The sequence below is a fragment of the Microbacterium sp. zg-B185 genome, from assembly GCF_030246885.1.
Taxonomy (GTDB): domain Bacteria; phylum Actinomycetota; class Actinomycetes; order Actinomycetales; family Microbacteriaceae; genus Microbacterium.
Genome location: NZ_CP126739.1, coordinates 1,853,183 through 1,879,679 on the forward strand (window position 1 = coordinate 1,853,183; position 26,497 = coordinate 1,879,679).

Below are 26,497 nucleotides of genomic sequence, written 5' to 3' on the forward strand. Positions count from 1 at the left end.
CCGGAGTCGCCGCGATCCTCATCTCAACTCCGCCACGCTCCGTGCCGCGATTGTGTGAGCCTGCAGGGGTCGGGGGTGACGCTGGCCGAACAGATCGCTGTACAGGTGCGTGCCGCGATCGCTTCTGGCGATCTTGCCCCCGGTGAACGGCTGCCCCCGGCGCGAGAGTTATCGGTGTCGCTGCAGGTCAACATGCACACGGTGCTGCGGGCGTATCAACAATTGCGGGATGAGGAATTGATAGCGATGAGACAGGGCCGCGGGGCATTCGTGCGAGATGACGCAGGAGCAGCATCTTTGCGCGTGGGTGAGCTGGCCGCGCAACTTGCAGCGGAGGCGCGAAAGCTTGGCCTTTCTGTGCAGGACCTACATGCCCGGATCGATCGGCTCATGGGCGGCGCCGCATGATCGGGCTACGGAAAGCCCTGGCGATCGTCTCCTTGTGGCTGCCTGCCGCGGCCATTCTCAGTACCTGGGCGCTATGGAGCGGCCGCTTGCCGGGCCAGCTGCCGACACACTGGGGAAACAGCGGTCCCGCTGATTCGGCGACGGATGCCGCGACATTCCTGGGGTGGCTGGTGGCGGTCGCCATTGGTGCGGCACTGATCGGTACGATTCTGCTTTTGATTCCGATGTCGGGCAAGTGGGAGCAGCGTGCCATCGGTGGCATTACGGCTGCCACCGGTGCGTTCGTGTTCGGCATGTGGCTGGGAGCACTGCTCCGTCACTCGATGTCGCCGACCCGTACACGGTGGAGCTTGGCGCGTGGATCATTCCGACCTTGATCGCGCCGTTCTACGCATTCGTGCCTCTGGCGCTGTTCCCCTTGCCGAGCGGGCCGGCCGTGACCGTCCGGGACCCGGTTGCGGTGAAACCGATGACCCTTGTTCCGATGCACACGGTCGCTTGGAGCCGCACCGTGTCATCCTGGTTGTTCATTTCGATAACCGTCGTGGTGCTCATCGTGGGAGTCCTGCTCTTCTTGATGCCCATCCTTCGTGACGGTATCGAGGCAGCGAGCTGGGCGATGATCCCCTTTCTCGGGGCGTTCTTACTTGTCGCCCTCTTCTGTGCGTTCCGGGTCACCGTGGACTGGAGGGGCTTTCGCGTCGCGTCGCTCCTGTTCGGTATTCCCCTCAAGCGAATCGCCCCCGAAGACAATGCGGCTGTTGAGGTGGCCGTGCTGGAACCTATGCAGTGGGGTGGCTGGGGGTTTCGAATCATGCCAGGGCGGTCCGCGATCATCCTGAGGGCAGGCCCCGGGCTGGTGTTCACCCGGCAGAACGGCAAGCAGTTCGCGATCACCCTCGACGGCGCGGAGGAACCAGCGAGCATCCTCCTCAACCTCGCCGGCAAGGACGACGCTTCGCGAGCGTGACATAGACACACGTGCTCATTCGCTCGCATAGACGTTGACAATCGCCGCACTGGCGGACCGCCAAGTGGCCGCGCACGTATCGATGGGTGGCAACTCGCGCCAAAGCTGAAGCAAGTCCGCGCGTCACTGAGTTCCCGCGCCCCATCCGCCGATGGGGCCGCCCCGGACTGGTTCGTCGCGGAGCACTCGCTGCTCGTTGTCGCGAAATCGCGGCTCGTAGTGCGTGAAGTAGATCTTCGCCACCAGGTCACGCCGGCTGCGCACTCCGGTCTTCTCGAACACGTTGTGCAGGTGGTTTTGAACCGTGAGCGGTGAGACGAACAGTTCCGTGGCGATCTCGTTGGTGGAGTGGCCCGTCAGGACGAGCTCAACGACCTCGCGTTCTCGCTCGGTCAGGCCGTACGCAGATGCTTGAGAAACGGATTGGTGCGCCACGCGAGGACGCAGGACTACTCATGCTTGGCGTGCGAGGGATCTGGGTCGGAGATGACTGCTGCGTCGGTCAGTGCGGCGTGGACGATGGTGTCGATGTCGGCGAGCCTGCCTGCCTCTCGGCTGGCGTTGAGGGTTTCGGCGGCGGGGGATGCTTCGAGTTGGGCAAGGACGTGCTGGTGGGAGGAGAGGATCGAGGGTCCGTCGATGCCTCGACGCGCGCGAATGTTCTCGGCGGCGCCGAGGTAGGTACCTGCGCGTTGAATGTCGCCACTCAAGGCAGTGATGGCGAAGAAGCTCTCGAGACCAAGAGCCATTCCTTCCTCGTGCCCGGCATTGGAGGAAATTGCTAGCGCCCTCTTGAAGTAGTCGCTTGCACTGGCGAGATCACCGCCGACGACACGCAGCCATCCAAGCGACTGGAGGGCACCGGACTGGCTCAGCGCGTCTCCGCTGGTCTGCGAAACCTGCAGGCTGTTGTTGAACAGTATTGCGGCTTCTGAGAGAGAACCCCGGACGAGGGCTGCTCGCCCGCGAATCATCAGTGTCATCGATGTGAGGAAGCTGCTCCGCGTCTGGTCTGCGATCTGCTGCGCTCGTCGGAGGTGCTGCTCAGCCTCGTCAAGGTCGGGAGAGTTCCTCACCATCTGCAGGAGTGCAAGCGAGGTGCGCAGGAAGATCTCCCCATAGACGTCCTTCGCTCGGACGAAATAGGTGAGTAGCCGCTCGAAGTCTGGGATGCGGCTGGGATCCGGCGCAATCCAGATCGAACCGGAGGTCAGGTAGAACTCAGCGATGTGGCGGGTGCGTTCGTCCACGTCGTAGGGCGCGTCGGCGACGGCGCTCATCCATCGCTCAAGGTCTGCGACCCGTCCCGACGCCCACCAGAACCAGTTCAGCGGCCACACGATCGCGACGACTTCACGTGCTTGCTGGGCTCGCAGGTAGAACTCGATCGCGGCACGAACGTCCTCGTACTCGGCCCGCAGCCGCGCAATCCAGGTGTGCTGGTCAGCGCCGACGAGCTCCGTTTCAGCCTGCACCGCGAGCTGCGAGTAGAAGGCCGCGTGCCGCTGCTGGCACGCTTGCAAGTCGCCCGTCTGCTGAAGTTCTTCCCGTGCGTACTCCCTGAGCGTGGCTAGCATCGTGAACGACGCGCGGCCAGTGTCCTGCCTGGCCTGCACCAGGCTGCCGTCGACCAAAGCCGACAGCAGATCAATGGCCACGGCGTCAGGCAAGTCGAGACACATCCACTCCACCGCGTCGAGTGCGAAGCTTCCGCGGAACACACCCAGCCGTCGGAACAAGGCCCGCTCAGTGTCGGTCAGGAGTTCCGTGCTCCAATCGATCGTGGCCCGCAGAGTTCGGTGACGGTCGGGTTGTCCTCGATCACCCCGCACGAGAATTGGCAGAGTCTTGTCGAGCCGCCTGACCAACTCGCTGGGGGGCAGGATAAGAATGCGGGCGGCTGCAAGTTCGATTGCGAGCGGCACATTATCCAGAGCGGCGATCACCGTAGCGATGTCCTCAGCGTTGGAACTTGTGAGCGCGAAGTCAGGTTTGACCGCGCGGGCCCGATCAACAAAGAGCTCTATCCCTGCCGGAGAATCGATGGGTGCGACAGTGACCGCCTGCTCGCCGTGAACGTGGAGCAAGATGCGTGATGTCACGAGTAGCGATACTCCCGTGCCATCCAGGAGGAACCTGAGCTCGCCCGCGGCGTCGATGACCTGTTCAAAGTTGTCCAGCACTATAAGCATGCGTCGTTGCCCAACAGCGTGTACGATCCTCTGGCGGAGCGGGGCCTCACCCGTGTCTCGTACACCCAGCGCCGCGGCGATTGCGGACATCACGAGGGCCGGATCGCGTATTGGCGCGAGGTCAACGAAGCAGATTCCCTCTGCGAATGACCCCTCCACTTCTCGGGCCACAGCGAGGGCGAGGCGGGTCTTACCGATGCCACCCGGCCCCGTGAGCGTGACGAGCCGCCGTGCACCAGACCGCAACATGTCACTGTACCGCTGCACGTCGTCCCCACGGCCGACCAGCCGAGTTAGCGGCGTCGGCGGACGGGCATCCGCGGCAAGCGGACCCTTAGGTGCCGACTGCGGGTCGGTTGATTCGCGGCGTCGGTCGGCGAATCGCTCTGCAAGCAGGATCGCGATGTCTCCGGTAACCAGCGCAGCGAGATCCTCGGAAGTGTCGAACGCTACATACGAGACTCTGTCGTCGTTGCGGATCCGATCGAGCAATTTCTCGAGGCGACCCTGTCGATTCGTGGACCGCTTCACGTAGATGAGCATGGGAATGTCTGGCGCTAGGTTGTATTCGTCCTCGAGCCCTGAGACTTGTTCACCCGGCGCCACCCAGCCGTACGACTCCCAATAGAGGCCGACGAAAATGTCCGACTGCTCGAGATAGGCGCGATAGAGGGATCGTGGCGGATGCGGCCGCGCACCAAGCTCGAACATCACTGGGGTGAGCGCCAGGCGCTCGACAACCGAACGAACGACGCGGCGCTCCGGTGCCAGCTCGCTCAGCGTAGAGCTGACGAAGGCACGCAGGCGCTGATCGGGTGTTCTGATGACGCCGGCGCCCCGGACCATGGCCGAAGTATGCTCCTCGCTCACCGGTGTGTCCAGGGAACGTCGGGTATCCCTTCGGACTTGGGCATGAGCAAACCACGGCCTCGTAGCAGGCCAAGCGCCTGACGCCAATCCGGTGCCCATGTGCTCGGGCGCAGGGTCGCGAACGAGATTGACAGGACGCACAGCCGCTGCCGGCCCGGAAGTAGGCGCTTTCAAGGTTGGCTATGTCGCGCGAAATGGGTCCTCCTGCGGGCCGAATTGCCGGCGAGCGATCAAAGTGCCCGCCGAGATGACCGCGAAGGCGAAGTCTGGTCGATGTCTCCGCAATCGCTTCTTGAGCACGATTCAGATGCGAGCGCTAACCGAACGAGGAAACCCCTCGCGCATCAGGGGTGTAGACACCCTTGAGCAATGCCAGAACGATTCCTAGAATTCCGCAGCGAAGGGAGCGAACAGACATGGACGGACCAGATCTTCTCGCGACACGACTTCTCCGCGCAATGGTCGCCGACGACGTCGACGCCATCAGTCACCTCGTCATCGAAATCGAAGACAGCAGCTACGCCGGCCTCGTCGCCACAGGACTTGCGCAGTCTTACATCAGCGAACTGCTGAAGACGGCCAGACGCGAACCACTCCTGCGTGCCCTCGAAGCGCGGATCCTCGAGCTCACCACCCTCGTCGAGGACACAAGCGACCAGTCAGCCTGATCACCGCTCGAGCACCTCGTTCCGTCCTCTCTGCAAGGAGGGATCCCTTTGCGGGCGATGCGCGTCAGTCGCGCGGTGAGCGTGCACTCTTGCGATGTCGCGCCTCGGCGAACGCCGCCAGTGGTGGGATGTGCTCGACCTCATCGAGGCGATCATCCGCCAGATGGTGAATCACAAGTCCTACGACCAGTACGACCAGGTCATCAACCAGTACAAGCGACCGACGCCGGTCGTTGAGCGGACCACGTCGCGCTAGAACGAGATCTCGGGCGGGAGATTCGCGACGTTGCCCGGCTCGACGACGTAGAGGACGGTGCCGTCGCTCTGCACCCGAATCTGCAGCCGCGCCGTGAACACCGACCAGCGACTGACCACCAGGCGCCTCACGGTGCTTCCATCGAGCCGCTGACGCTGTCGATCTGCACCGAACCACCACCCCGAGTACCGGATCTTCAGTTCGGCACCCTCGGGCTTCTGAAACCACGCCGTGGTGGTCACATTCCAAAAGGTCTCGAGCGTTCGCCATTCCCCTGAACGCACGAACTTCTCCCTCACCGGCATGACACCCCTCCTTCTCTCACGACCGACGAGCGGTCACGGAACGGGAGTGACGCTGAGGCTCAACGAGTAGTCAGCCTTCTCGGCATTGCCTCCCGAAGCCACGAAACCCACCGTCGACTCCCTGGGCGCGGTGGTGATGGTGTGCTTGGCGATGAAGTCGTCCCGGTCGTACCAGTGATCACCGTCGTTCTCGAACAGGGTGAGCTCGCGCGCGCCGTTGAACACGAATTCGTCGCGAAGGTCCTTCGTCTGACCCTGCGTCATGTTCGGCAGGGATCGTTTCACGCCGTTGAACGTCACGTAGAGCTCGTCGGTGAACGTCTCGGCCTGCTGGTTGCAGGTGATTGATCGCAAGCGCAGGATGGCCGACTGCGGCGGCGGGTCGACGCTCACGCTCAGGGAGTAGCGCGCGCCGCCCGCGTTTCCGCTGCCGCTGAACTGGAGCGTGAGGTCGGCCGGCGACGGGCTGATCATCTGCTTACCGATGAAGTCGTCCCGGTCGTACCAATGGTCACCGTCGTTCTCGAAAAGACTGAGCTCACGCTCCCCGTCGAACTCGAACTCGTCGCTCAGGGACCTGGTCTGGCCCTTGGTCATGTTGGGCAACGATCGCTTCGTTCCGTTGAACGTGACATACAGCTCGTCCGTAAATGTCTCGGCCTGGCCGAGGCACGTGATCGATTCGAGCCTGAGTATTGCCATTTCCCTACCTCAATCCTCTTCGTCGCCGCAGACCTTGCCGACACCCCAGCCCACGAGTCCGCCGATCAGCATGCCGCCGGAGCCTCCTGTCAGGAGCGCGCCGATCAGCATCCCGAACAGGCCCATTGCCGGAGCCACCGTGCTGTTGCGCGCGGAATACGTCGATCCGACCATCGTGGAGCCGAGCTCGCTCGCGGTGGGATCGTCAAGGGACTCGCGGTAGAGCCCCTCGATGACGGCAGCGGCCTTCTCGGGCGACTGTTTGTCCGCCTCGACGTGGAAGACGACGAGACTCACCTGGTCCAGCCTCTTCACGTCGGCCTCGGTCAGAAGGTGATTTCGCTGCATGCGCCTGAGCCCGAGACCGATCGCGCGGTGGCGGCTGCCGCCCGCCTCGGCGATCGTGCGCTCGGCTTCGTCCACGATGATGGACGCCAGATCCCCCGGCGACACCCCCAGGGAGAGCGACGCGCGCAGAAGCTCGATGGACCCGAAGCCCTCGGTGCGGATGGTGTTCATGACGACCTTCGTTCTGAACCTCTATTCGGGCGAGACCGTCTTTGGACGACCTCGCGAAAGCACACTGAACTGCATCCGGGGAAGCCGCGTGTGCTCCTAACGCAAAGAGTGCGCGTCTGCACTTGGTGATACACCGCTCCACGCTCAGCGAAGACAGTCTCCGCTGGCGGTTGCTCTATCCCGCACTCTTGATCGCGCGGGCTGTCGCGCGCCGCAGATACCTCCGGGCGCTCCGCGGCTGACCGCACGTTGACTGATCACGCCACGCGATCTGCTTCATACGGTGACAGGATGACGGGGGAGAGGCATCGTGACGCACACAGAACCCATCACTTCGGTATCCGATCGGCGCCAGTCGGCAATCCGTTCCGAAGCACGCCTCGGGCGACGATGAAGGCCGGGTTGGCGGCCGGCGTGATCCTGTTGAGCGTACTGGTCGTCGGCGCTGGCGCCGCTGCGATGTACAACCACGCCGTCATCGTGGACGAGACAGGTGTCGGCGGATGGAACCCCGAATCGTGGCTGCTGCTGCTCGCGGGTGCAGCAGTAGCCCTGATCGGTACGGTTCAGCTCGCACACTCTGCTGGGGCAAGCTCTTCAAGCGGAAGGCAACCCGGGTAGAGCCATTGACGCTCGCAAGTCGGTCCCTCAGCGCACGCTAGATTCATCATCGCCACCGGCCGGCCCGGCGGGGTCTGCGATCAGCCGCCGGATTCCGCCCCGGGCCAGCAGCAGCGCCACGATCAGCGCGCTCACCTGGAAGAACCCGCCGAGGTGCACAGCGCCCCCGAACAGAAAGTCGATGAGCTCAAGAACAATGAGCTTGCTTCCCGGGAGAACCAGGAGAAGGACAGCCACGTTGAGGATGCGGATCGATCGGCGTTGCGCTCCACGGATCCGAGACACGATCCGCTTCTTGACCCACAGAACGAGCTCGAGAACTACCTTCAGCACGACGGAGGTGAGTAGAGCGACAAGGAACGATTCGGAGATCACCTGCGGGAACAGCTGTATGAACAGTCCCAGCACTACGAGATACGCCAAGACGTCCACGAGGTCCATCGGGCGTATCCGCACGCCTGGAGTGTACCCAGGCGCCAGTTCCGCTGTGCGCACGCCGGTGGCTGAACGCAACCAGGACGGAAGGCCTCGCGCCGAATTCGCGTCGCCTGCCACGCCGGGGGTAACGGTGCTCGTCGTCGTGGGCCCTATGGTCAGGTGGTCTGCTGCTGCTGCTGCTGTGGGGCCGAGGCCCCGCACTGCTCCCGCCGTTCCTGGCTTATCGGACAGACCCGCGGTTGCCCGTCGGCCGGAGCATCACGGCGGGGAGGGCGCACGAGGGCTACGTGCGGCGCTGGCCTCGTCCTCATCGTGGGTGGCGTGCAGCGCCTTGTCGGCGGGCGCTCGGCGGTCCCAACTCGGTCGTCGCATCGCGTAGAAGATCAGCGGCGGCGCGCCCAGCCCGATGATCACCAGCCCCACGATCCACGGGTACACCGCGGGCGAGAACGCCGTGAATCCGGTGGGCGGGATGAAGGCGAGGATGAATGCCGCGAGGCACCCGACGAATCCGACGCCGGCCACGAGGTTCATCGCAGGTACCCGGTAGGTGCGCTTGACGTTCGGCTCCTTGCGACGCAGGACGATCGCGGCGGCGAACATGAGCATGTACATGATGAGGTAGATCGCCGCGGCCATGTCGACGAGGGCGACGAACGCTGCGCTCACGTTGGGCACCACGATGAAGATCGCCGCAAGGATCGTCACGATCGTCCCCTGCAGCATGAGGATTCCGGACTGGACGCCCGCCTTGTTGCGCTTCTGCAGGGCCGGCGGCAGCAGCCCCGTCTCGGCGGCAGCGAGCAGGCCCTTGGAGGGACCTGCGATCCACGTGATGACGGAGGCGAGGGCGCCCGCTGCGATCAGCGCGGACACCACCGCGGTTCCCCATCCGAGATCCCACTTGTCGAAGTAGGCCTGGAAGGCGAGCATGATGCCGTTGGTGAGCCCCAGCTCCTTTTCCGGGACGGCGATCGAGATCGCGATCGTCGGCAGGATGAACACGACGAGGATGAGGATGGACGCCAGCAGAACCGACCGCGGGTACCCCTTGCCGGGGTCCTTCATCTGGTTGACGTGCACGGCGTTCACCTCCATGCCCGCGTACGCGAGCACGTTGGAGACGATCAGCACGATGGACGCGATGCCGGTGAACGGTGGGATGATCGCCGAGGCATCCAGCGGGACCTCGCTCTTCTGCCCGGTGCCGAGCCAGATGAAGCCGAAGATGATGAGCAGCACGGCCGGGAGAAGCGTGCCGAGGATGCCTCCCCACGATCCGAGTTTGGCGAAGAGGTTGCCGCCGCGCAGGGTGATGAGCGTCGATCCCCAGTACAGCACCAGGATCACGATCGCGGTGAACAACCCGGAGTTCGCCAGCGACGGGTCCACGAACACGAATGCCAGGGCCGCGGCGATGAAGGCGATCTGCGTGGGATACCAGACCACGTTCTGGATCCATTGGAGCCAGACCGCCGTGAAGCCCCAGCGGTTACCGAACGCTTCCCGTACCCAGACGTATACCCCACCTTTCCACCCGGTGGCGAGCTCGGCGGCAACGAGTGCGGTGGGGATGAGGAACAGGACGGCGGGGATGATGTACAGCGTCACGCTGCCCAGGCCGTACACAGCCATAGCGGGAAGGGAGCGCAGACTCGCCACCACCACCAGCGTCAGCAATGCCAGCTGGCCGACCCCGAGGTAGTTCGTGACCAGCTTGCTGGATGTGAGCGGATGATTTGACGCGGCCTGGGCCGCGGCATCCGGTGTCGGCTTTGATGTGCTGGACACGTCGTTGCCTCAGTGGTGGAAGGCCGGGTGCTGACCCTCGACGGGCATGGCCGACTCGAGCGCGTCGAGGTACGCGGTCTCGGTCTCGATGCTCTCGAGCAGTTCGGCGGCCAGGTCCATGCTGAGGCCGTTGCGGACCACGATGCGCTGCACCGTCAGGTCGCTCAAGTCGTCGGGCATGGGATAGGCAGGCACGAGCCAGCCCTTCATCCGCAGCCGATCCTGCAGATGGTAGAGATTCCAATTCGTGGTGTGCCCGTCCTTCAGGTACCACGCGAAGACGGGGATGTCGCTGCCGTCGTTCCACAGCTCGAACGCACCGATCTTGGCGATGCCTTCTGCGAGGTATTTCGCGACGTCCTGCGAGGCCTGCTGCACGGCGCGGTAACCCTCGAAGCCGAGGCGGAGGAACATGTAGTACTGCAGCAGCACCTGCGCACCCGGGCGGGAGAAGTTCAGGGCGAACGTCGGCATCTGCCCGCCGAGGTAGCTCACCTGGAACACGAGGTCCTCGGGCAGCCACTGCGTGTGGCGCCACACGACCCAGCCGAGTCCGGGGTACACCAATCCGTACTTGTGACCGGACGTGCTGATGGAGTGCACCCGCTCGAGACGGAAGTCCCACATCAGGTCCGGCTGCAGGAACGGGGCGATCATCGCGCCGGACGCGCCGTCCACGTGGATCGGGATGTCGAGGCCGGTCTTGGCCTGGATCTCATCGAGCGCCTTGGCGATCTCGGCGACCGGTTCGTACATGCCGGTGTAGGTGACTCCCATGATCGCCACGACGCCGATCGTGTTCTCGTCGACGTACTTCTCCAGGTCGTACCCGTCGAGGGTCTTGTGCTCGAGGCTGATCGGCACGAAGCGGGGTTCGACGTCGAAGTAGTTGCAGAACTTCTCCCAGCACACCTGCACCGCGGACGACATCACGAGGTTCGGCTTGGAGGTGTCTTTGCCGGCGACGCGGCGGGACTGCTGCCAGCGCCGCTTGAAGGCCAGTCCGCCCAGCATGCAGGCTTCCGACGAGCCGATCGTGGACGTGCCGATGCTCTGGGACGCGTCCGGCGCGTTCCACAGGTTCGCCAGCATGTGCCAGCAGTTGTCCTCGATCGCCGCGGTCTGCGGGTACTCGTCCTTGTCGATCATGTTCTTGTCGAAGGATGCCTCGTACACCTGTTTGGCGTCATCGTCCATCCACGTGCCGACGAAGGTGGCGAGGTTGAGCCGGGAGTTGCCGTCGAGCATCGTCTCGTCATCGACGATCTGCTTGGCCGTGGACGGCAAGGACTCCTGCTGTGGGATGACGTGGCGTGCAGCGACCGTCGCCTCTCCTGGGCGGGCAAACTGCGGAGTCAAGCCACCGTCAGTCTGAGGTGCGTTCATCGTTCTCTCCCGTTCGTCCCGTGAATTGCCTGAGTGGGTCACCGAGGAGAATGAGGCGGCGCGAGTTTCACTCCGCCTCGCCCTCAGCCCGACCGTAAACCTGCGCATGTGCTTGCAGCAGAGGCATAAGGCCCACGGTGAAACGGCCTGCAGTCGCTGCCGCGGCGCGGGTCGCAGCCGTGGCGGAGAGCTCCAAAGGAGGCACTCTCAGCCCGCAATACGGACGGAACTCAGCCCTCGGTCACGAGGGTTGACCATGCGATGTCGATCACGCAAAGGCCGTCGTCGGTCTCTCTGTAGAACACGTCACCGGGGAAGGTGGAGCCGGGTGTCAGACCCTCGGGCAGGCCCTCGAGGTTGATGTTCCACTGAGGGTCCAGCGGCACCTGCTCGTCCCAATGGTCTGCGAAGAAGCGCTCGGGCTCGCCCGCCGACAGGCCGAGCCAATCGGTCGGTTCTCCGAGCTCCGCTGCCGAGTCCGCACAGATGAGATCAGTCGGATTGCGGTCGGCCATGGCGTCGACGATTTCCTCAGTTATCTGGATGACGCGGGCGCCGTCCCACCCCCAGATCACCGAATCGATAGAACAGCCGGTCAGCGCGGCCGGCAACACGAGGACGATAAGCGTCAACGCTGCGCCACGAAGAGTACCCACCACGCGAATCTAGTGGGAGGCGGACCACAGGCGGTCGACCAACGTCCGCATGACGGTGGCGAGGCAGCGGGCGGCAAGCCGGTAGACACGAAACCAGCCTCTGGACATCGAAGGCGTCGATTCGCGTTGGCGCGGCTCGGAGCGTCGCGGGTGCGCCGGTATTGCTTGCGTGGATCGGATGCCGCGACCACACTTCATCCATGGTTGACCCTGAGAGCACCGCGCGAGATGGCTAGGCCCTTCGCATCGTGATGATGGTCGGTGGCCTGATCGTGCTTGTGGTGTCTCTGATCGCGATCGCTGGCTTGACGACCGCACCGGGGTCAAATGGGTCGTCTGCCCATTCTCATCCCCAGCTTCCCGAGCAGCTGCGGGTCGCGTTGACCTGGGATCAGGGACCCGAGATGCGGGACTGGGAGAAAGTCCGCATCGACAGCGGGATCGAGATCCTTCTTCTGTGACCCGAAGTCGCCGTGGCAACGTGGCATCAACGAAAACACTCCTCGAAATCGCGGACGGAGCAGCGTGAACGAGCACGAGCACCGTGGCGGAGAGGGAAATCGCTCAGATGCCCTGCGTCGGGTTCTCGCGTCTACGCGAATACATGCGGACGAGGAACACGACGAGAACGACCGTTCCCACGATGAAGGCCGCCACGCCGAGGCACGCGAGCAACAACAGCGCGATCAGGCTCCACATGATCCCACCGTACGCCCGCACGAACCGACCCACCCTACGACCATGCGGACGTCACTGCCCTGACAGGGGGTCGGTCGAGCGCGGCGGAGCCGATGTCGGCGGCAACTCATAGGCGTGGCTCATGGAGGCAATCTGCGGCCAGACCGGTGCGGTCGTCGGCTCGATGTATGAGCAGAATCGGTTCTACGATCAGTCGGGCTGGATGGCTCTATGGAGACGACGGTGACACGTTTCGCCCGATCCACCCTCTTGACGGCACGCATCGCGCTTCCTCCAGCCTCCGGTCTCTTTCGTGACTTGCGCGGCACGGTCGTCGCATTTGGAGCCGGCGCTTCAGGCGGACCTCCGAACCCCCCGTCCGCGACCTCCGCATCCGCCGCGGCACCCTATTCCTCCCAAGGCCGCTCGGCGGCCGCACAAACCACGCGCCGCGAGCTCACCGAACTGGTCGCCAATGACGTTCTCAGAACTCATGGTTCGGTAGTGGCCTCATCGCACGGGCCACGCGAAGGCCGGTCGTCTGCGCGCGGTGAACGATGGGTTCGCGGATTCCCGCGAGTGGATCCGGGGGAGGGGGGCCAGGTTAGGCCGTTGCCGCGCTCTGCGTGCGCAGCGTCACGCGCACGTATGGGAGATGCTCGCGCGCGATCACGACGGTGACAACGACGTCATTTCGGACGTGGGCGCCGATTGCATAGACGAAGGGGTCCGTGTCGATCTCGAAGGCCGGAACGTCTTTGCCGTCGATATCAAGCGTGACCGCGGTGTTGACAGAAGACGGTCCCACTTGCCATGGCCCGTTCTCGGTCGGCCCGGGCGCGAGCCCGAGTTCCTTGCGGAACTGATTCATGAGGATGTAGTTCGTGTGGTCGACGAGTTGCTGGGCCAGGGTGGTGTGCTCCGAAACGTCGCTGTTCCAGCTCGTTCGCACCGCTTCCCACAATTGGGGATAGCGCATCATCTCGACGTACTCGATCAGCCACGATGGCCGCGGCCACGGTGGGACATCGTCAACGGCTTCCTGCTCGACCGGGTCAAGGTCTTTGAGATTGACGGGATCGGCGCGGTCGTCGGGATTGCGCCAGAGCGTGTACGAGAGACTCACCGCGAGGTGAGATTGCCCCTCGAAACCCGTAATCTCAGTGATTGCCGGGGCGTTCGTGTCTTCAATCGTCGGTTGTGCGGAAAGTTCCACAAGTGGGAATGGCAGATCGGACAACCGCCCGCCCGCAGCACGGCGCGGGTCAGGGGCATCTTCAGGAAGTACTCCGGCGAACTGTATGAGTCGAGTGTTCCGGATCGAACCCGGTAGCGCAATCAGAAACCCGTAAGACGGTCGTGACGGCCGTCGCAGGCCGCCGGCCGGGGCGGTCAGCGTTCCGCGCCCGCGATCTCGATCGTGTCTGGGAGGTCGTCGCCGCTGTCGGCAGCGACGCGCCTGAAATCATCGCCCTCCCTCAGGTATGCCCCTGCGACCGTACCCGTGATGAAGAAGTGAGCGGCTTCCTCCCCGGAGAGCATGCTGGGCGTCAGGTACAGCAGGTACTCCTGACCCGGCTGCAGGACCGAGGGGTCGACGCCGTCCTGCCTGACCTGGATCACGTCTCCTACCGCTACCTGCGCAGACGCCGCGTCGAGGTTCTCGCCGAGGCCTGGGCCCGCCGGCGTGTTCGTGACTTCCACCGTTGAGACCCGTCACCTGATCGATCACGGGCGGATCAGCGACGCGGACGTAGATGTGATCTGGGTCCGTTGGTTCGGCGAACCTTTGAGCACGATCGACGGGAACGGCTTCGCCCGATTCGTGGCTGACCTGAACGCTTTGGTCGGGTCAGCGGCGTAGGAGGGTGGGCACCCGGCACGAACTATGCGCGCTCGACGGGGAGCCAGAGTTCGCACGTGGCGGTGCTGAAGTCGTCTGAACGGTCGAGGACTGTGACGATCGATGGCCCGGGACGGAGCCGCCAGGGGTTGGACGGAAACCACTCCGTCGCCGTCGCGGCCCACACCGACTGCAGCGCGGCGGGGTAGTCGCCTCCGGTACGGAACACCGCCCAGGTGCCGGCCGGAACCTCGATCGTGTCAAGGTCGTCCGGGACCGGGGTGGCGTCGGTGACGGCGACACCGTGCAGGTAGGTCAGTTCGCTGCCCTCCGTATAGTCAGAGTCGACGTCAGCGCTCACCTGGAGCAGACCGGCCGGTTCGGTGCTGCTCAGGTCTTTGAGGCGGGCATGCTCCTCGATAGGGAGCGAAGCGATGTGCGCCTGGATATGCGGGTTGATGCCCTCGTGGATGAGAGGCACGCGGGCGACGTGCCCGACGAGGCGGAAGTCTGGTCGGTCGGTGATGCGAGCATCCATGGTGGTGATCCCTTCGACGGTCAGGCGGAACCTGATCTGCGGTTGTGTGCGAAGGGGGCCACCATGTCGACGGATATCGCCGGGGCTCACGCCGTGCACCGAGCGGAACGCGCGACCGAATGCCTCAGTCGACCCGTACCCGTACCGCACGGCGATTCTCAGCAAGTCGTCCTCTCCGAGGACCTCGGCCGCGGCGACTGTCATGCGTCGACGGCGGACGTACTCGGAGAGGGACATCCCGGCCAGCGACGAGAACATCCTCCGCAGGTGGTACTCGGTCGTGCCGAGTGCGGACGCCACGCTCGCCAGATCGAGGTCGTCTGTCAGATGATCCTCGACCAGAGCGACGAGTCTGTTCAGTTCAGCGATCACGGCTCTCCCTTCGGCATCCACCCTTCCGGAGCACCTCGATCGGCACCCTACTATCGCAGTCCGATCCGATCGGATCGGACTGCGATAGTCCGATCCGATCGGATCCACGCGCGAGTCCCACCCCTATGCGGGTCCTTCAGTGCTCAACTGGTGGGCGGAGAGCGCGAAGGTACCGGCGCCTGGCGATGATTTGGGCGATGCGGAGCAGTGGGTACAACGATCGCCACGGCTGCTCGTCACCCGGCGCGGTCAGTGACCGCACGGTGAGCGACACCTTTCCTTCGTCGCGCTGCACTATGAACGCTTCCTCGCCGGACACGGGGTGCCCGGGGCGCGTGCGATAGGAGAATCCCACGCGGGTGTCGCTCTCGACGACGGTTTCGACTCGGACAGGTTCGCGGACGGTCACGCCAGCTATCCGGGCGGTGACGGTCAGTTCGGAGCCTGGCGTGACCTTGCGCGTGTCGTCGACGGCGAACCCGCTGCGAGTCTTCACCGCCCAACGCAGGACGTCTCGTTTCGCGCGCTCCCACGCGTGATCGCCGTGGCCTATCAGCGCAGTAACTTCGGATCGTCGGAAGTGGGTCGACCCGTCCGCTGGCCATGTCGGCAGGTCTGGGTTGGTGCCTGCGTTCGCGTTGAGTGCGGTGAGCAGGTGGTGGTTGCGTTGCTGGATCAGCCGACGCAGGTAGGGAACGAGGACGACGCGTTCCGCGAGCCGGCCGAATATCGGCGATCCGATGGTCAGTGTGTCGGTCATGACTGTCTCGTTGCCATCCCCGGTGAAGACGTGCTCGTGGCGGAACGTGCGAAATGGGCCGCGGACTTGCTCGTCCACAAACCGGTCCGGTCTCTGCAGGCTGGTGATCCGCGATGTCATCGTGAACCAGATCCCGAAATGCCTCGCGCGCCACGTCACGGACTCGCCGAGAGCGATCGACCCACGGGTCACACCCCCGATCGCCCGCTCACCGGATTTCGCCATAGACGCCACGTGCTCGTCGATGGACAGCGACACATCGAACAGTTCCGCCACGGGCAGCCTCGCGCGAGTCACGAGTGAGAACGAGCTGGCCATCTCCCGATCCTGTCAGGTCCCCTACCTCGCCGCCCGTATCCGGCCCACTTGCGCGCATGCGTGGAGGTTGCGTGGATGTGGCTGGAGAGGCAGATTCTTGAGCGCCCCCCACAATGAGCCGACGAGTCCGGGGCCACCCGTCGGTCTCAGTGATACGCATGTGGCGCCGGCCTGGTGGTCGGCCGTAGCAGGACGCTGAGCACCTCAGATGGTCCCGGGATCCTGCCGCCGGCGCCAGCTCGAATCAGGGTCCTCATGCGCGAATCGTTGGTGCCGGACACAACGCTCGATCAGAGATCCGCGAGCGGCAGTTGAGGATCGGTTCGAGCGCCATCACCCGGCTTGAGTCGCACAGGCATGCAGGGTGGTTGCCCCACGGCGCGGGCCGCCTGGCGTCAAGGCGGCGTCGACGCGACGAGAACAATGAGGTGCCCGGCTGGCGCGGATGCCCGGCAGAGCGTAGAACGGGGCGCATGGTCCGGATCACGAACACCATCGATATCAACGCGTCTCCCCACCAGGTCTATTCGGCTCTCCGTGCTCTCGACGCCTATCCGACCTGGCTCAGACATTCCCTGGTGTACCGCGGAACGAGAATGCGAACGCCGGAGGTGGGGGCGCGGCTGACATACGAAGACTCGACCATGCTCGGCCGAATGCGGGGCGAAATCGTCGCGGACGTGCCCGATCAGGTACTGCAGTTCCACCAGCGCAAGCCGTCCGGCCGCCTCGATGCGCTGATCCGGTATGACATGGAGGCCGCCGAGACAAGCACGCACCTCACCAGAGTCGGAGAACTGACGACCCACGGGGCGCTTCGGCTGGTTCAGCCGATCCTTCTGCGGATGGCGGGTGCCGAAAGCGAGCGGACGATGAAGTCCCTGAAGACCTACGTCGAGCGAAGGAAATGATTCCCCACGAATGCGAGTGGGCGGCGCCAGTGCGTTGCTAGTGGAGCTCGCAAACGCGTAGCTCGACCGCGCTTCTGGCGGGTAGGTGAGGGCGAGGAACAGCGCCAAAGCGGATCATCTGCGGACGGCGTGAATCCGCGATCTTCCGTTCTCAGCTGAGTCTGCGGGTTAGTGAGGCTGCAGAACTGCCCACGCGAGGAGGCCGTCGATGCGACGGATGTCGGCGCCCTTCATGAGCTTCACCTTGATGTGACCTGCGCGCGTCCACAGTTCAATTTCGGCGTCGCAGTCGAGCATTCGGCCCGCGTTCTCGGAGGACCACATGTTGATGGAGCTGTAAGGGAGCGAGTAGATTTCGACCTTCTTGCCGGTGATGCCCTGGGCATCGCGGACGATGAGTCGCTTGGTGGTGAAGGTTGCGGAGTCGCGAAAGGTTTTGAACGACGCGACTCCTTCGCCCTCAACGAGCAGAGCCGCGATGTCTTCGGGCACCGGAATTTCGTTGCGCAATGTCCACGCGAGAATTGTTGCGGTCTCGGGCATTGGGAGCCTCCTGCGTGAGGTGGACCGCGATCACTCTCGCGCAGTTTCGTCAGCGTAGCGGACTCGATCGCCGACCCCGTGATTAGCGGGCGTCCGAAACATGTGCTCGCAGGCGGATCCCTCAGCGCAACGGCTTCGGTCGCGCATGTGGATCCCGCTTGGGACGATTAGTCACCGCCTGATTTGGTCGACCGGACGTTACGGAAGATGGTGCGCAGCGGGCAGGCTCTCCAGTTCAGCGAGGAGAGCACCCGATGCGATTTCCGCGCGGATCTGCGCGCCGAGCGCGTCGGCTGCGGCTCGGTATGAAGGCTCGCTCAACATCTGACGGATAGCTTTTGTGATGGTGGCGGCATCCGAACGCGGTGACAGGACGACGGCGACGCCGTGGCGCTTTGCGCGGGCGGCGTTGTCGGGTTGGTCGCGGCCGAGTGGAATGCAGAGCGCCGGGACACCCGCGGCGATCGCCTTGACCAGTGTTCCGTGACCCGCATGGGTGATGACGAGGTCTGCCTTCGGAATGAGTTCGGTGTGGGCCGCGGCTCGGACGACGAGAACATTGTCCGCGGCGGGGACGTCGAACGGATCGACTGCCGGCCCAGTGGTGATGATCCCGCGGACGGGCATTTGCGATAGCGCTTGGGCGATGCGGCGGAGGAGGTCCGACTGCTCCATGTACGAGCTTGAGAGACCAACGACGATGAGCGGGTTATCTCCGGGTGGTAACTCGAGGGCGCCCTGGGTCGGGATGTCTTCGAGAACGGGCCCGACGTACCGCACGTTGGGTGCGTCCGGAGGGGGATCGTCGAACACTGACGCCGTCAGCATGAGTACGCGGTCCGCGCGGTCCCACTGGTCCCACAGGTGAGCTAGCGGATCGAGTCCGTACTCGGCCCGTGCATCGTTCAGACTGCGAATACCCCCGTGCCAAAGCAAGTTGACCAGCGCGAAGCTGATGCGATCGCGCATGCGCCCTATCGCACCACGGGCCGGTGGTATGCGCCCCATCGGCGGCCGAACACGCGACGGCGCCAGGTAGACGCTGCCGACCAGAGTGGCGGCCGGAATACCGCGCGCCTCGGCACCAATCAGCGCTCCCAACAGCATTCCGTCCGCGAGCACCGCGTCGAACTGTTCGTCATCGAGAGCGGCCGTTACATCGGCGGCAAAGCGCGTCGATGGTCCGGCGATCAGGCGATCGAGAATCCGTCGAGCAGCGCCGAGCGGTGTGCGGCACTCCCAGTCCTTCAGCAGATCGTCCTCGAGCCTGGTCGACCGCCGTTGCGGTGCGGTCGGCCACGTCCGGTAGGTCGCACCCGTTTCCACAACATCCGCCTCGAGCGTCGCGTCGCCGAACACAACGACCTCGTGGCCGCGTTCGACCAGGATTCGCGCGACGCCGAGGTTCGGCGGCGTCGCCCCGCCGCCATCCCAGATCGCGAGCAGGTACCTCACCGTCGATACCCCTGACTGCCCGACAGCATCAGAACGGGGAAAATCAACTGCTGCTCCGATCTGAGACAAGTGCTTGCTCAATCACCTCGACGAGGTCCACGTGGCGACCGGCCTCGCGGGCGATCTGAAATTCCTCGCTGGCGGGTGATCCTTCGACCTGCGCGAGCACCCGCTGGTGGTACGGCAACATCGCGGGAGGGAGCAGACCCTTGCGTTCGCGGACTTCGTCCGCCGCGCCCAGCAGTCGGCCGGCACGTTCGAAATCGCCGACGGCGACGGCAACTGCGAACATGCCATCCAGCCCATTGGCAATTCCCTGCTGGTGCCCGACAGTCGACGAGATGCGCATCTGCTGAACGAAGAATTCGCTGGCGCTGACGTTTTCACCCTGCAGCAACATTGCCCAGCCGAGCTGAAATAGCGCCGCCGATTCGCTGAGCACCTCTCCGCTGTCCTTTGCGGCCTGCAGGCTCGCCTCGAAGATCTCTACTGCCCCGCGCGCGTCCCCGCGCGCCAGGAAGACTTGCCCCGCAATATGCAGTGCCATCGACGTTAGGAAGGGGCTTTCGAGTGTCTCCGCTATCTCTCTGGCGCGTTGGAGATGCCGGTCGGCGATGTCCAGTCGGGAGGAACCCCGCATCAGCTCGAGCAGTCCGATGGCGATTTGCGAAAGAAATTCACCAGGGAGGTCATGCTCCCGCTGGAAATATGCGATGCAGTCCTCGAGTTCGGGAATGCGGCTCGGGTCGGGTCCCTCCAAGATTGTCATCCCCGCGTTGAACATCTTGGCTCTAAAGCGAGTGCGGTCACTCAGCTGATCCTCGACCTCGGTGAGCCGCGCTATCCAGGCTTCGGCTTCGCGCATGCGTCCGGTGCTCCACAAGAACCAGTAGAGCGGCCAGACGAGATCCGCAAAAGCCTCGTGCTGTCCGGCGGCGAGGTAGTAATCAGCCGCGGCGCGAATGTCCTCGAACTCGTCGTTCAGTCTCGCGATCCAGGCGCTCTGTCCAGCAGAGGTGAGATGCGGCTCGGCACGCGCAGCGAGTGCCGAGAAGAACTCAGCGTGCCGCTGCCGACACTTCGGCAGGTCGCCCGCACTTTCGAGTTCGTCCCGCGCATACTCGCGGACGGTCGCAAGCATCGAAAACCAGGACCGCGACTCGCGGTCCTGCTCTTGCAGCAGACTGCTCTCGACCAGTCCAGCGAGCAGATCCACCGCGCTTCCTGCATCCGAGCGTTCGCACATCCACTCTGCCGCGTCCAGCGAGAAGCCGTTGCGAAACACTGACATTCGGAGAAATAGGTCCCGCTCTGGGTCGCTCAGCAACTGAGCGCTCCAGTCAATCGTGGCGCGTAGTGTGCGTTGACGCTCGGGACGGTCTCTCGCGCCATCCACTAGTAGCGGTAGCGCCCGCTCCAGCCGTTCCAAGAGGACTTTGGGCGTAAGAACACGTAAGCGGGCAGCCGCCAGTTCCAGCGGCAGCGGCACATTGTCCAGTGCCGTGACGATCGCGGTGACGTCGGCCGCGTTGTCATCGGTGAGTTCGAACTCTGGCTTCACGGCGCGAGCGCGCTCGAGGAAGAGCTGAACGGCCGCCGGAGATGCAAGCGGAGCCAGCGGAACGCTCTGCTCGCCGTCGATTCGAAGCAGGACTCGGCTTGTAGCAAGAATGGAGACGGAACTGGCGTTGAGAAGAGCACTCAGATCGGCGGCAGCATCGACGACCTGCTCCACATTGTCGAGCAGCAGCAATACCTGACGGTGGTGAAGCGCTTGCGTCACCTTCGCTCGCAAGGGCGTCTCACCGGTGTCCCTGATCCCGAGCGCATTCGCTATCGCCGAGATGACAAGCCGTGGATCTCTAAGTGGCGCAAGGTCTACGAAAGCGATGCCGTCCGGAAAGCTTGTCTCGAGGTCGCGGGCGGCGGCTAGGGCAAGGCGGGTCTTCCCGATGCCGCCGGGACCGGTGAGCGTGACGAGCCTGCGCCCGTCGGTGGTCAACAGGCGCACAGCCTCTTGGATGTCCCGCTCGCGGCCAATCAGTCGTGTCAGCGGCGTGGGCGGGTCCAAGATCTCGGAGAGTGCCACCCCGGCCACGACGTGCGGGGGAACCGATCGCCGTCGACTGCTCTCGTCGAATCGTTCCGCGAGGAGGGTTGCAAGGTCCGAGGTCAGCAACGGCCCAGTTGTCCGGCGTCGTCGAAGGCCACGTACGACGCGCGGTCATCCTCTCGAATCCGTCTGAGCAGAGACTCCAAGCGACCGTTTCGTTGCTCGCTGCGTTTGACGTAAATGAGCATGGGAACATCTGGGGCGAGGTTGTATTCATCCTCGAGGCCGGAGACTTCTTCCCCCGGCGCGACCCAGCCGTATGACTCCCAATACACGCCAATGAAGATGTCGGACTGCGCAAGGTAGGCGCGATACAGCGACCGTGGCGGGTGAGGCCGAGCGCCGAGCTCGAACATCACTGGTGACAGCGCGAGACGTTCAATGACCTCGCGAATCACTCGACGCTCCGGCGCCAACTCCTGCAAGGTTGAGCTGACGAACACACGCAGACGCTGATCAGGCGTCCGTATCAGCCCGGCGCCTCCGCCCATGGCCGAAAGTATGGCCCCGGGCTCAGCCGATGTCTAGCCGGACAAGTTACCCCGCCACTAGCAATTCCGACAGAACCAACAGGCACCGTGCCAAAGCACGCGCGCGGCGAATCTCCATTGATCGTCCCATCAAAGGGCACATTCGGTCAGGACGACCGAAATTCGCCCGCTGAGCGATCCCTACCCGGGCACTCGCCTCGAGATGGATTAGGCCGTCCAGGTCGATGGCGTCCTGGCGGATGCGGCCGCACTCGAAAGAACCCCGACGGCTCAGGGGCCTGACAAATCGATGGAACCTAAGCAGCGGGCCGCGAACCGACGAGGATCAAGGAGAGCCCCGGCCCGTCTCTGACCGGGGCTATTCGCGGTGCTACTGAAAAGGCACTCATCAGCGCCTCGGCAATCCGGTCGGCCTCGCGATCGACCGCCGCGCCGATTAGCTTCTGCTTTTTTGCCTTCGATGCTGTCATCACCCTCTGAGGCGGGCGTCTCGTCCCTGAGTTCGATGGCCTTCACAGCGAGGAGCAGCGTGCGAGCACGGAGACGCGCCCCCGGAGCGTCGCGAGCTCGTCTGTGAGGCTGAGCTGGAACCCCGCGAAGAGAGGCTTGCCGTGACGACGATCGCGAGCGCGGCTGCGGCGGCGGATACCCAGGACAGTCCGCGCACCATCCGTCGCTTCTTCTGCAGCTTCGCCTGCGAGCCCGCGAGTCCTGCGGTCTCATGGGCTGCGGAGGCATCGAGGAACTCTCGCTCGACCGCCGTGAGTGCGGGATCGACGGCATCCCGCCAGTGCTGGGCCGTCGCGAGCCGGCCGCCACGGTAGATCTCGCTGTCGGGTCGTCCCATCGCGTCCCAGGCGGCGGCCGTGGAACTTAGGTGTCGCATGATGCGCTGGCCCTCGACATCATCGGCAAGCCAGCCCTTGAGCCGTGGCCACTCCCGAGCGAGTGCTTCGTGCGACACCTGCACCGACTCCTCGTCGGTCGTGAGCAGGCGCGCATCGACCAGCCGATTGACGATCTGCGAATGGGCCTCGTCGATCGCAATCCGCGTGCGCTCGACCCGACGAGATATCACAGCGCCGTCCGCCGAGGCCTCGACTAGACGGAGCAGGATGTCGCGCAGCAGCCGCTCCCCGTCCGGCGGGAGCGCGGCGAACACTTCTTCCGCGGTCTTCGCGACGGCATCCTCGATCTCACCGGATGCCCGATACCCGTCGACGGTCAGAACGCGCCCTTCACGGCGCGACCACACTTGACGCAGGGCGTGGGACAGCAGTGGAAGGGTTCGCCCATTGGCGTCGCGGACGAGGATCTCGACAAGGCCCGGCTCGAGGATGAGCCCGGCCTGCTCTGCGGGCTTTTCGATCACGGTCCGGAGTCCTTCCGGACTCAGCGCGGTGAGTATCAGCATGTGGGACTGGATGATCTGCGCGAACCCTTCGTGATCTGCGAGGTCCCCGAGACGGTCGGCGCGGATCGCGACGACGAGCATCCCACAGAATGCCATTCGCGAGAGGAAGCTAAAGAACTCGCTTACCTCGGCGGGGTCGTCCGCGGCGAACGCCTGCTCGCATTGATCGACGATGAGTAGCGATTCTCCGGCCGGGAGTCCGACTTTGCGGAGTGCGTCGATGGGATGCTCCCCGGGCGTCACGATGGCGACCTCGATGCCGCGCGCGAGGAACTGCTCACCGATTCCGGCCCTGACGAAAGAGGACTTGCCGACGCCCGATGAGCCCGCCACCAGCAGCACACCGTGCTCGTCGAGCGCTCGCAGTGCGCCGGCCAGCTCCTGCTCGCGACCGAAGTACCGTTCGGCGTCGCCCGCCCCCGCGGGGGGCAGGCCGAAGTACGGACACTCCGGGCTCGCGACTCGGAACACCTGGTCGGAAACAAGGCAGGGATCCTGCGTGAGGATCGCCTGCTCCAGCTCGGCGAGCTCCGTGCACGGGTCAAGTCCGAGTTCCGCGGCGAGCAGCGCCCGGGCCCGGCGCACGGTGGCCAGCGCCTCGGCTTGCCGACCCTGACGGTACTGCGCCACGCCAAGCATCACCCAGCGCCGCTCGCGCAACGGCGCCTCGGCGACGCGGCCGCGCGCCGACGCGGCGACCTCCTGAATCTCCCCGGCCTGCAGCCGTGCGTCAAGAAGCAGCTCCTCGATACCGAGACGCATCTCCTCCAGGCGACCGGACGCAATCTGAGCCGGCTCCCAGTCGAGAAGCTCGATGAATGGTTCGCCCCGCCACAGTGCGAGCGCCTCCGCGAACCTGTGCGCCGCACGTTCCGGCTCACCGAGCTCCAGCTGCTCGGTGCCCCGCGTGACGAGTAGCTCGAACCGCTCGGCGTCGACCTCGAGGTGCTCCGGGATCAGCCGATACCCGTGCGGGGTGGTTTCAATCTGGGCCGGTGCGATAAGCCGGCGCAACCGCATGATGCACCCTGGAACGATATGCGACCACGACGGGGGCGGGCTGTCGCCCCAGAGCGCCGCCGCGAGGGAATCGACCGACAAGGATGCGCCCAGCCGGACCGTGAGCGCACCCATCACCACACGATCCCGCCGACCCAATGGAATCCGGCCGTCGTCGAGCGTTAGCGCTCCCAGAACGCGCACCTCCATGACGCCACTGTGACCCCGACGCCAACATCCGTCAAGACAGGTGATAGCGCGTCGACGAGCGTCCCTATCCGACTGATATCGGCGTGTTCTTCACTGACTGAGCAGCCGTCGCGCACCGATCGAACGAAACGACCTCGCCATGTGGACATCGACCCGGCGCACCCGCGCCCCTCACGCGACACGCTTCACCCTCGGCCCGTTCGCGCCGGCGGCGCATCTCTGACGGCGCCGAGTCGCGCCGCGTAATCTCGCACCTCGCCAGCGCCAGCGAACCCGGTGTCTAGCGGTGCGATTGGTGGAAGTGGTGGGCGAGCACCCAGAACGTCACCCGCATGCTGATGCCGACGCCGTCGTCTACGGCAGAGCGGAAGTGGATGCCGCCCCAAATGCGGGCGTTGCTGACCTCGTACGTCAGGTCGCCGGGGCGCGCGAACGTACGATCGCCGAGCCCGGTCACGCTGGGGATCGTGAAGTCGATCCGCAAAGCGGGCAGGAATCTCGCGATCACCCACCCCGCGGCAGGCGTGATGCACGAGTGTGCGCTCGGGTACTCCGGGTGGTTCGGCGTCGCCGGGAGGAGCGTCGACCACGACGGATCGCCTGCCGTCCTGGCATTGCCGTCGGTGTCGCCGGCTCGGATAGCCGTGATCGGCCGCCAGAAAGCGAAGTGGTACTTGGCGTCAAAGCAGGCGATCAGCGCGTCCGCGTAGGTCACCGAGATCATCGCCATGAAGCGTGCGGCACCGACCACATCGAGCTCGTGGTCGAGCACGAAATTGCGGAACGAACCACGCGCCTGCTGGACGGGCGGTTCCGCCCAGAACCTGGCCGCCAGGGTCTGATCGGCGGTTCGCGTCGTACTGGTGCTCGAACCGATCTCTTTGACTTCGTTGTAGTCGCGCGCCCACCGCCGGCCGCGGAGGTCGGGTGGACCGGCCGGCCGGAATTGGTCGGCCGAGGCGAGCGCGAACGGCGTCATGAGACCGAGGTATGGGCCGACCGGTGGCGTCGGCGCTGTCGGCAGCCACGCCCCCGGAACGGGCGGGTCCGGTGGCGTGTACGTCACCGGAGCCCGGAAGCCGTCGTCCGCGCGCAAGGCGATCAGTTCGCGCGCCACCTCGGCACCGATCGCCACGCCGTCGCTCTCCGCCGTCCCGTCCGGGATCGCGGCGAGGGCCGCGGTGTAAGCCGGCTCGACGATCGACGCAGACTGATCCGGCAGGTAATGGTCGAGGACGCCCCGCGCAGCCGCCGCCACCGCCGCCTCCGCCGAGGCTCCGTCGGGCGCATCGGCATCCACGAGGAACGGCTTGTACCCGCCCTCGACTGCCATCACCGAGTCGTAGACAGCGATCGCCACGTACGCGAAGATGGTATGTCCTTCGGCCGGTGACAGGGCGGCGGCCGTGAACGCCTGTGTGCCGACGGCATCCCAATTCGCGACCGATGCATCCGGTGGGCCCGTCTCGCCGCGCCCCTGACCGCCCGTCGCTGGACCCGCCAGGCCGACCACAGAAATCGTCACGAGCACGGGTGCGAGCAGCCAGGCCATCCGCGAAGTCGTAGATCTCATGTCAACTCCCTGTGTTGTCGGGCTCATGCCCGTTCGTAAGATGTCCGTTCTGCCACTCGTCGATATCAGCGCGTTATCAACAGCGTTTCTGCAGAACTCGCGTGGCTGACGATATGAGAAGCCCGCTCGCGCATCGTTCGTCGACGACGGTGGCGACTCGGACAGGTTCACGGATCGTCACACCGGCTATCCGGGCGGTGATCGTGAGTTCGGAGGCCGGCGTGACCTTGGCCGCGTCGTCCACCGTGGGCCCCCTGGCCATATCGGGAGGCCTGGGTCGGTGCCGGGGCTCGCGTCGAGCGAGGCGAACGAGGACGACGCGTTCCGCGAGCCGGCCGAAGACGGGTAACCGAATGCGCCTTCGCGCGTGGGTCGGGATGCGCATTCCGCGGAACGATCCAACGCAAAGAGAACGCCTGATCTAGTTGTGCTCGCGGATCGACGCGCCCGCGGCCGCGCTCATTCCGGATCGCGAGAAGTGGGCGGATGCGGCGAAA

Annotated in this window: 26 protein-coding genes and 1 pseudogene; 7 read left to right on the top strand and 20 right to left on the bottom strand. The window is 64.8% G+C overall.

Going from position 1 to position 26,497, the window contains the following annotated elements; translation table 11 throughout:
• The first annotated feature begins 75 nt into the window (after window positions 1–75).
• The 3 genes from QNO12_RS08895 to QNO12_RS08905 are packed head-to-tail and all read left to right on the top strand — an operon-like array spanning window position 76 to window position 1,378.
• Window positions 76–408 carry a GntR family transcriptional regulator gene (locus QNO12_RS08895; RefSeq protein WP_257502602.1) on the top strand — a complete coding sequence of 111 codons (333 nt, stop codon included), beginning with the start codon at window positions 76–78 and terminating at the stop codon, window positions 406–408.
• Complete coding sequence (locus QNO12_RS08900) at window positions 405–785, top strand: SdpI family protein (protein WP_257502601.1); 381 nt, start codon at window positions 405–407, stop codon at window positions 783–785. Before QNO12_RS08895 ends, QNO12_RS08900 begins: the two co-directional genes overlap by 4 nt.
• A complete protein-coding gene (locus QNO12_RS08905) occupies window positions 782–1,378 on the top strand; it encodes a hypothetical protein (protein ID WP_257502600.1) in 597 nt (198 codons plus the stop codon). Before QNO12_RS08900 ends, QNO12_RS08905 begins: the two co-directional genes overlap by 4 nt.
• Window positions 1,379–1,501: 123 nt before the next feature.
• Here QNO12_RS08905 and QNO12_RS08910 read toward each other — a convergent pair whose 3' ends face one another.
• Window positions 1,502–1,813 carry a helix-turn-helix domain-containing protein gene (locus tag QNO12_RS08910; protein WP_285177850.1) on the bottom strand — a complete coding sequence of 104 codons (312 nt, stop codon included), beginning with the start codon at window positions 1,811–1,813 and terminating at the stop codon, window positions 1,502–1,504.
• A 14-nt stretch (window positions 1,814–1,827) separates the two neighbouring features.
• Window positions 1,828–4,416 (bottom strand): DUF4062 domain-containing protein, encoded by a 2,589-nt coding sequence (locus QNO12_RS08915; RefSeq protein WP_257502599.1) that lies wholly within the window; start codon window positions 4,414–4,416, stop codon window positions 1,828–1,830.
• Window positions 4,417–4,856: 440 nt separating this feature from the next.
• On the opposite strand from QNO12_RS08915, the gene QNO12_RS08920 reads away from it, so the two are divergent.
• Both QNO12_RS08920 and QNO12_RS08925 read left to right on the top strand, forming a co-directional pair.
• Complete coding sequence (locus QNO12_RS08920) at window positions 4,857–5,108, top strand: hypothetical protein (RefSeq protein WP_257502598.1); 252 nt, start codon at window positions 4,857–4,859, stop codon at window positions 5,106–5,108.
• 94 nt (window positions 5,109–5,202) lie between these two features.
• Window positions 5,203–5,364: a hypothetical protein gene (locus QNO12_RS08925; protein ID WP_257502597.1), complete on the top strand. Its 162-nt coding sequence runs from the start codon at window positions 5,203–5,205 to the stop codon at window positions 5,362–5,364.
• Here the strand turns inward: QNO12_RS08925 and QNO12_RS08930 are convergent.
• The 7 genes from QNO12_RS08930 to QNO12_RS08960 form a co-directional block, all read right to left on the bottom strand.
• The gene (locus QNO12_RS08930; RefSeq protein ID WP_257502596.1) at window positions 5,361–5,669 is read right to left on the bottom strand and encodes a hypothetical protein; all 309 of its coding nucleotides are present in this window, start codon (window positions 5,667–5,669) and stop codon (window positions 5,361–5,363) included. The genes QNO12_RS08925 and QNO12_RS08930 overlap by 4 nt on opposite strands.
• Window positions 5,670–5,702: 33 nt before the next feature.
• A complete protein-coding gene (locus QNO12_RS08935) occupies window positions 5,703–6,371 on the bottom strand; it encodes a hypothetical protein (RefSeq protein WP_257502595.1) in 669 nt (222 codons plus the stop codon).
• Window positions 6,372–6,380: 9 nt separating this feature from the next.
• Complete coding sequence (locus QNO12_RS08940; RefSeq protein ID WP_257502594.1) at window positions 6,381–6,890, bottom strand: hypothetical protein; 510 nt, start codon at window positions 6,888–6,890, stop codon at window positions 6,381–6,383.
• Between the two features lie 648 nt (window positions 6,891–7,538).
• Window positions 7,539–7,967, bottom strand: coding sequence for a hypothetical protein (locus QNO12_RS08945; protein WP_257502593.1), 429 nt, complete (start codon window positions 7,965–7,967; stop codon window positions 7,539–7,541).
• Between the two features lie 240 nt (window positions 7,968–8,207).
• Window positions 8,208–9,740 (bottom strand): glutamate/gamma-aminobutyrate antiporter GadC, encoded by a 1,533-nt coding sequence (gadC, locus tag QNO12_RS08950; RefSeq protein WP_257502592.1) that lies wholly within the window; start codon window positions 9,738–9,740, stop codon window positions 8,208–8,210.
• A 9-nt stretch (window positions 9,741–9,749) separates the two neighbouring features.
• On the bottom strand, window positions 9,750–11,126 hold the full coding sequence (gene gad / locus QNO12_RS08955; RefSeq protein WP_257502591.1) for a glutamate decarboxylase: 1,377 nt from the start codon (window positions 11,124–11,126) through the stop codon (window positions 9,750–9,752).
• Between the two features lie 230 nt (window positions 11,127–11,356).
• Window positions 11,357–11,737, bottom strand: coding sequence for a hypothetical protein (locus QNO12_RS08960; RefSeq protein WP_257502590.1), 381 nt, complete (start codon window positions 11,735–11,737; stop codon window positions 11,357–11,359).
• A 398-nt stretch (window positions 11,738–12,135) separates the two neighbouring features.
• Between QNO12_RS08960 and QNO12_RS08965 the strand changes: the two are divergent.
• Window positions 12,136–12,283, top strand: a pseudogene (locus QNO12_RS08965) (IS30 family transposase); the annotation flags it as partial.
• Between the two features lie 63 nt (window positions 12,284–12,346).
• Here QNO12_RS08965 and QNO12_RS08970 read toward each other — a convergent pair.
• The 5 genes from QNO12_RS08970 to QNO12_RS08990 all read right to left on the bottom strand — a co-directional run bounded on the left by QNO12_RS08970 (window position 12,347) and on the right by QNO12_RS08990 (window position 16,291).
• A complete protein-coding gene (locus tag QNO12_RS08970; protein WP_257502645.1) occupies window positions 12,347–12,481 on the bottom strand; it encodes a hypothetical protein in 135 nt (44 codons plus the stop codon).
• 583 nt (window positions 12,482–13,064) lie between these two features.
• Window positions 13,065–13,676 (bottom strand): hypothetical protein, encoded by a 612-nt coding sequence (locus QNO12_RS08975; RefSeq protein WP_257502589.1) that lies wholly within the window; start codon window positions 13,674–13,676, stop codon window positions 13,065–13,067.
• A gap of 176 nt (window positions 13,677–13,852) precedes the next feature.
• Complete coding sequence (locus QNO12_RS08980) at window positions 13,853–14,164, bottom strand: hypothetical protein (protein ID WP_257502588.1); 312 nt, start codon at window positions 14,162–14,164, stop codon at window positions 13,853–13,855.
• A gap of 182 nt (window positions 14,165–14,346) precedes the next feature.
• Window positions 14,347–15,213, bottom strand: a complete 867-nt coding sequence (locus QNO12_RS08985) for an AraC family transcriptional regulator (protein ID WP_257502587.1) — start codon at window positions 15,211–15,213, stop codon at window positions 14,347–14,349.
• 136 nt (window positions 15,214–15,349) lie between these two features.
• Complete coding sequence (locus QNO12_RS08990; protein WP_257502586.1) at window positions 15,350–16,291, bottom strand: DUF1990 family protein; 942 nt, start codon at window positions 16,289–16,291, stop codon at window positions 15,350–15,352.
• 473 nt (window positions 16,292–16,764) lie between these two features.
• Here QNO12_RS08990 and QNO12_RS08995 point away from each other — a divergent pair, with 473 nt between their 5' ends.
• Window positions 16,765–17,202, top strand: a complete 438-nt coding sequence (locus tag QNO12_RS08995) for an SRPBCC family protein (protein WP_257502585.1) — start codon at window positions 16,765–16,767, stop codon at window positions 17,200–17,202.
• A gap of 168 nt (window positions 17,203–17,370) precedes the next feature.
• Here the strand turns inward: QNO12_RS08995 and QNO12_RS09000 are convergent, their stop codons facing one another.
• The 6 genes from QNO12_RS09000 to QNO12_RS09025 all read right to left on the bottom strand — a co-directional run bounded on the left by QNO12_RS09000 (window position 17,371) and on the right by QNO12_RS09025 (window position 26,171).
• Window positions 17,371–17,745 carry a PH domain-containing protein gene (locus QNO12_RS09000; protein WP_257502584.1) on the bottom strand — a complete coding sequence of 125 codons (375 nt, stop codon included), beginning with the start codon at window positions 17,743–17,745 and terminating at the stop codon, window positions 17,371–17,373.
• 198 nt (window positions 17,746–17,943) lie between these two features.
• On the bottom strand, window positions 17,944–19,200 hold the full coding sequence (locus QNO12_RS09005) for a glycosyltransferase (RefSeq protein ID WP_257502583.1): 1,257 nt from the start codon (window positions 19,198–19,200) through the stop codon (window positions 17,944–17,946).
• A gap of 43 nt (window positions 19,201–19,243) precedes the next feature.
• On the bottom strand, window positions 19,244–21,289 hold the full coding sequence (locus tag QNO12_RS09010; RefSeq protein ID WP_285177854.1) for an ATP-binding protein: 2,046 nt from the start codon (window positions 21,287–21,289) through the stop codon (window positions 19,244–19,246).
• 83 nt (window positions 21,290–21,372) lie between these two features.
• Window positions 21,373–21,804 (bottom strand): DUF4062 domain-containing protein, encoded by a 432-nt coding sequence (locus QNO12_RS09015; RefSeq protein ID WP_257502581.1) that lies wholly within the window; start codon window positions 21,802–21,804, stop codon window positions 21,373–21,375.
• Between the two features lie 469 nt (window positions 21,805–22,273).
• Entirely contained in the window at window positions 22,274–24,352 is a 2,079-nt protein-coding gene (locus QNO12_RS09020; protein WP_285177855.1) for an AfsR/SARP family transcriptional regulator, read from the bottom strand.
• A 355-nt stretch (window positions 24,353–24,707) separates the two neighbouring features.
• Window positions 24,708–26,171 carry a vanadium-dependent haloperoxidase gene (locus QNO12_RS09025; protein WP_285177856.1) on the bottom strand — a complete coding sequence of 488 codons (1,464 nt, stop codon included), beginning with the start codon at window positions 26,169–26,171 and terminating at the stop codon, window positions 24,708–24,710.
• Between the last annotated feature and the right edge of the window lie 326 nt (window positions 26,172–26,497).

Bases quoted from the DNA above. Each gene is read 5' to 3' on its own strand.
- QNO12_RS08900 (WP_257502601.1), top strand. From the start codon at position 405: ATGATCGGGCTACGGAAAGCCCTGGCGATCGTCTCCTTGTGGCTGCCT.
- QNO12_RS08920 (WP_257502598.1), top strand. From the start codon at position 4,857: ATGGACGGACCAGATCTTCTCGCGACACGACTTCTCCGCGCAATGGTC.
- QNO12_RS08925 (WP_257502597.1), top strand. From the start codon at position 5,203: ATGTCGCGCCTCGGCGAACGCCGCCAGTGGTGGGATGTGCTCGACCTC.
- QNO12_RS08915 (WP_257502599.1), bottom strand. From the start codon at position 4,416: ATGGTCCGGGGCGCCGGCGTCATCAGAACACCCGATCAGCGCCTGCGT.
- QNO12_RS09020 (WP_285177855.1), bottom strand. From the start codon at position 24,352: ATGGGTGCGCTCACGGTCCGGCTGGGCGCATCCTTGTCGGTCGATTCC.
- QNO12_RS08930 (WP_257502596.1), bottom strand. From the start codon at position 5,669: ATGCCGGTGAGGGAGAAGTTCGTGCGTTCAGGGGAATGGCGAACGCTC.
- QNO12_RS08935 (WP_257502595.1), bottom strand. From the start codon at position 6,371: ATGGCAATACTCAGGCTCGAATCGATCACGTGCCTCGGCCAGGCCGAG.
- QNO12_RS08970 (WP_257502645.1), bottom strand. From the start codon at position 12,481: ATGTGGAGCCTGATCGCGCTGTTGTTGCTCGCGTGCCTCGGCGTGGCG.
- gad (WP_257502591.1), bottom strand. From the start codon at position 11,126: ATGAACGCACCTCAGACTGACGGTGGCTTGACTCCGCAGTTTGCCCGC.
- QNO12_RS09015 (WP_257502581.1), bottom strand. From the start codon at position 21,804: ATGGGCGGAGGCGCCGGGCTGATACGGACGCCTGATCAGCGTCTGCGT.
- QNO12_RS08990 (WP_257502586.1), bottom strand. From the start codon at position 16,291: ATGGCCAGCTCGTTCTCACTCGTGACTCGCGCGAGGCTGCCCGTGGCG.
- QNO12_RS08995 (WP_257502585.1), top strand. From the start codon at position 16,765: ATGGTCCGGATCACGAACACCATCGATATCAACGCGTCTCCCCACCAG.
- QNO12_RS09000 (WP_257502584.1), bottom strand. From the start codon at position 17,745: ATGCCCGAGACCGCAACAATTCTCGCGTGGACATTGCGCAACGAAATT.
- QNO12_RS08940 (WP_257502594.1), bottom strand. From the start codon at position 6,890: ATGAACACCATCCGCACCGAGGGCTTCGGGTCCATCGAGCTTCTGCGC.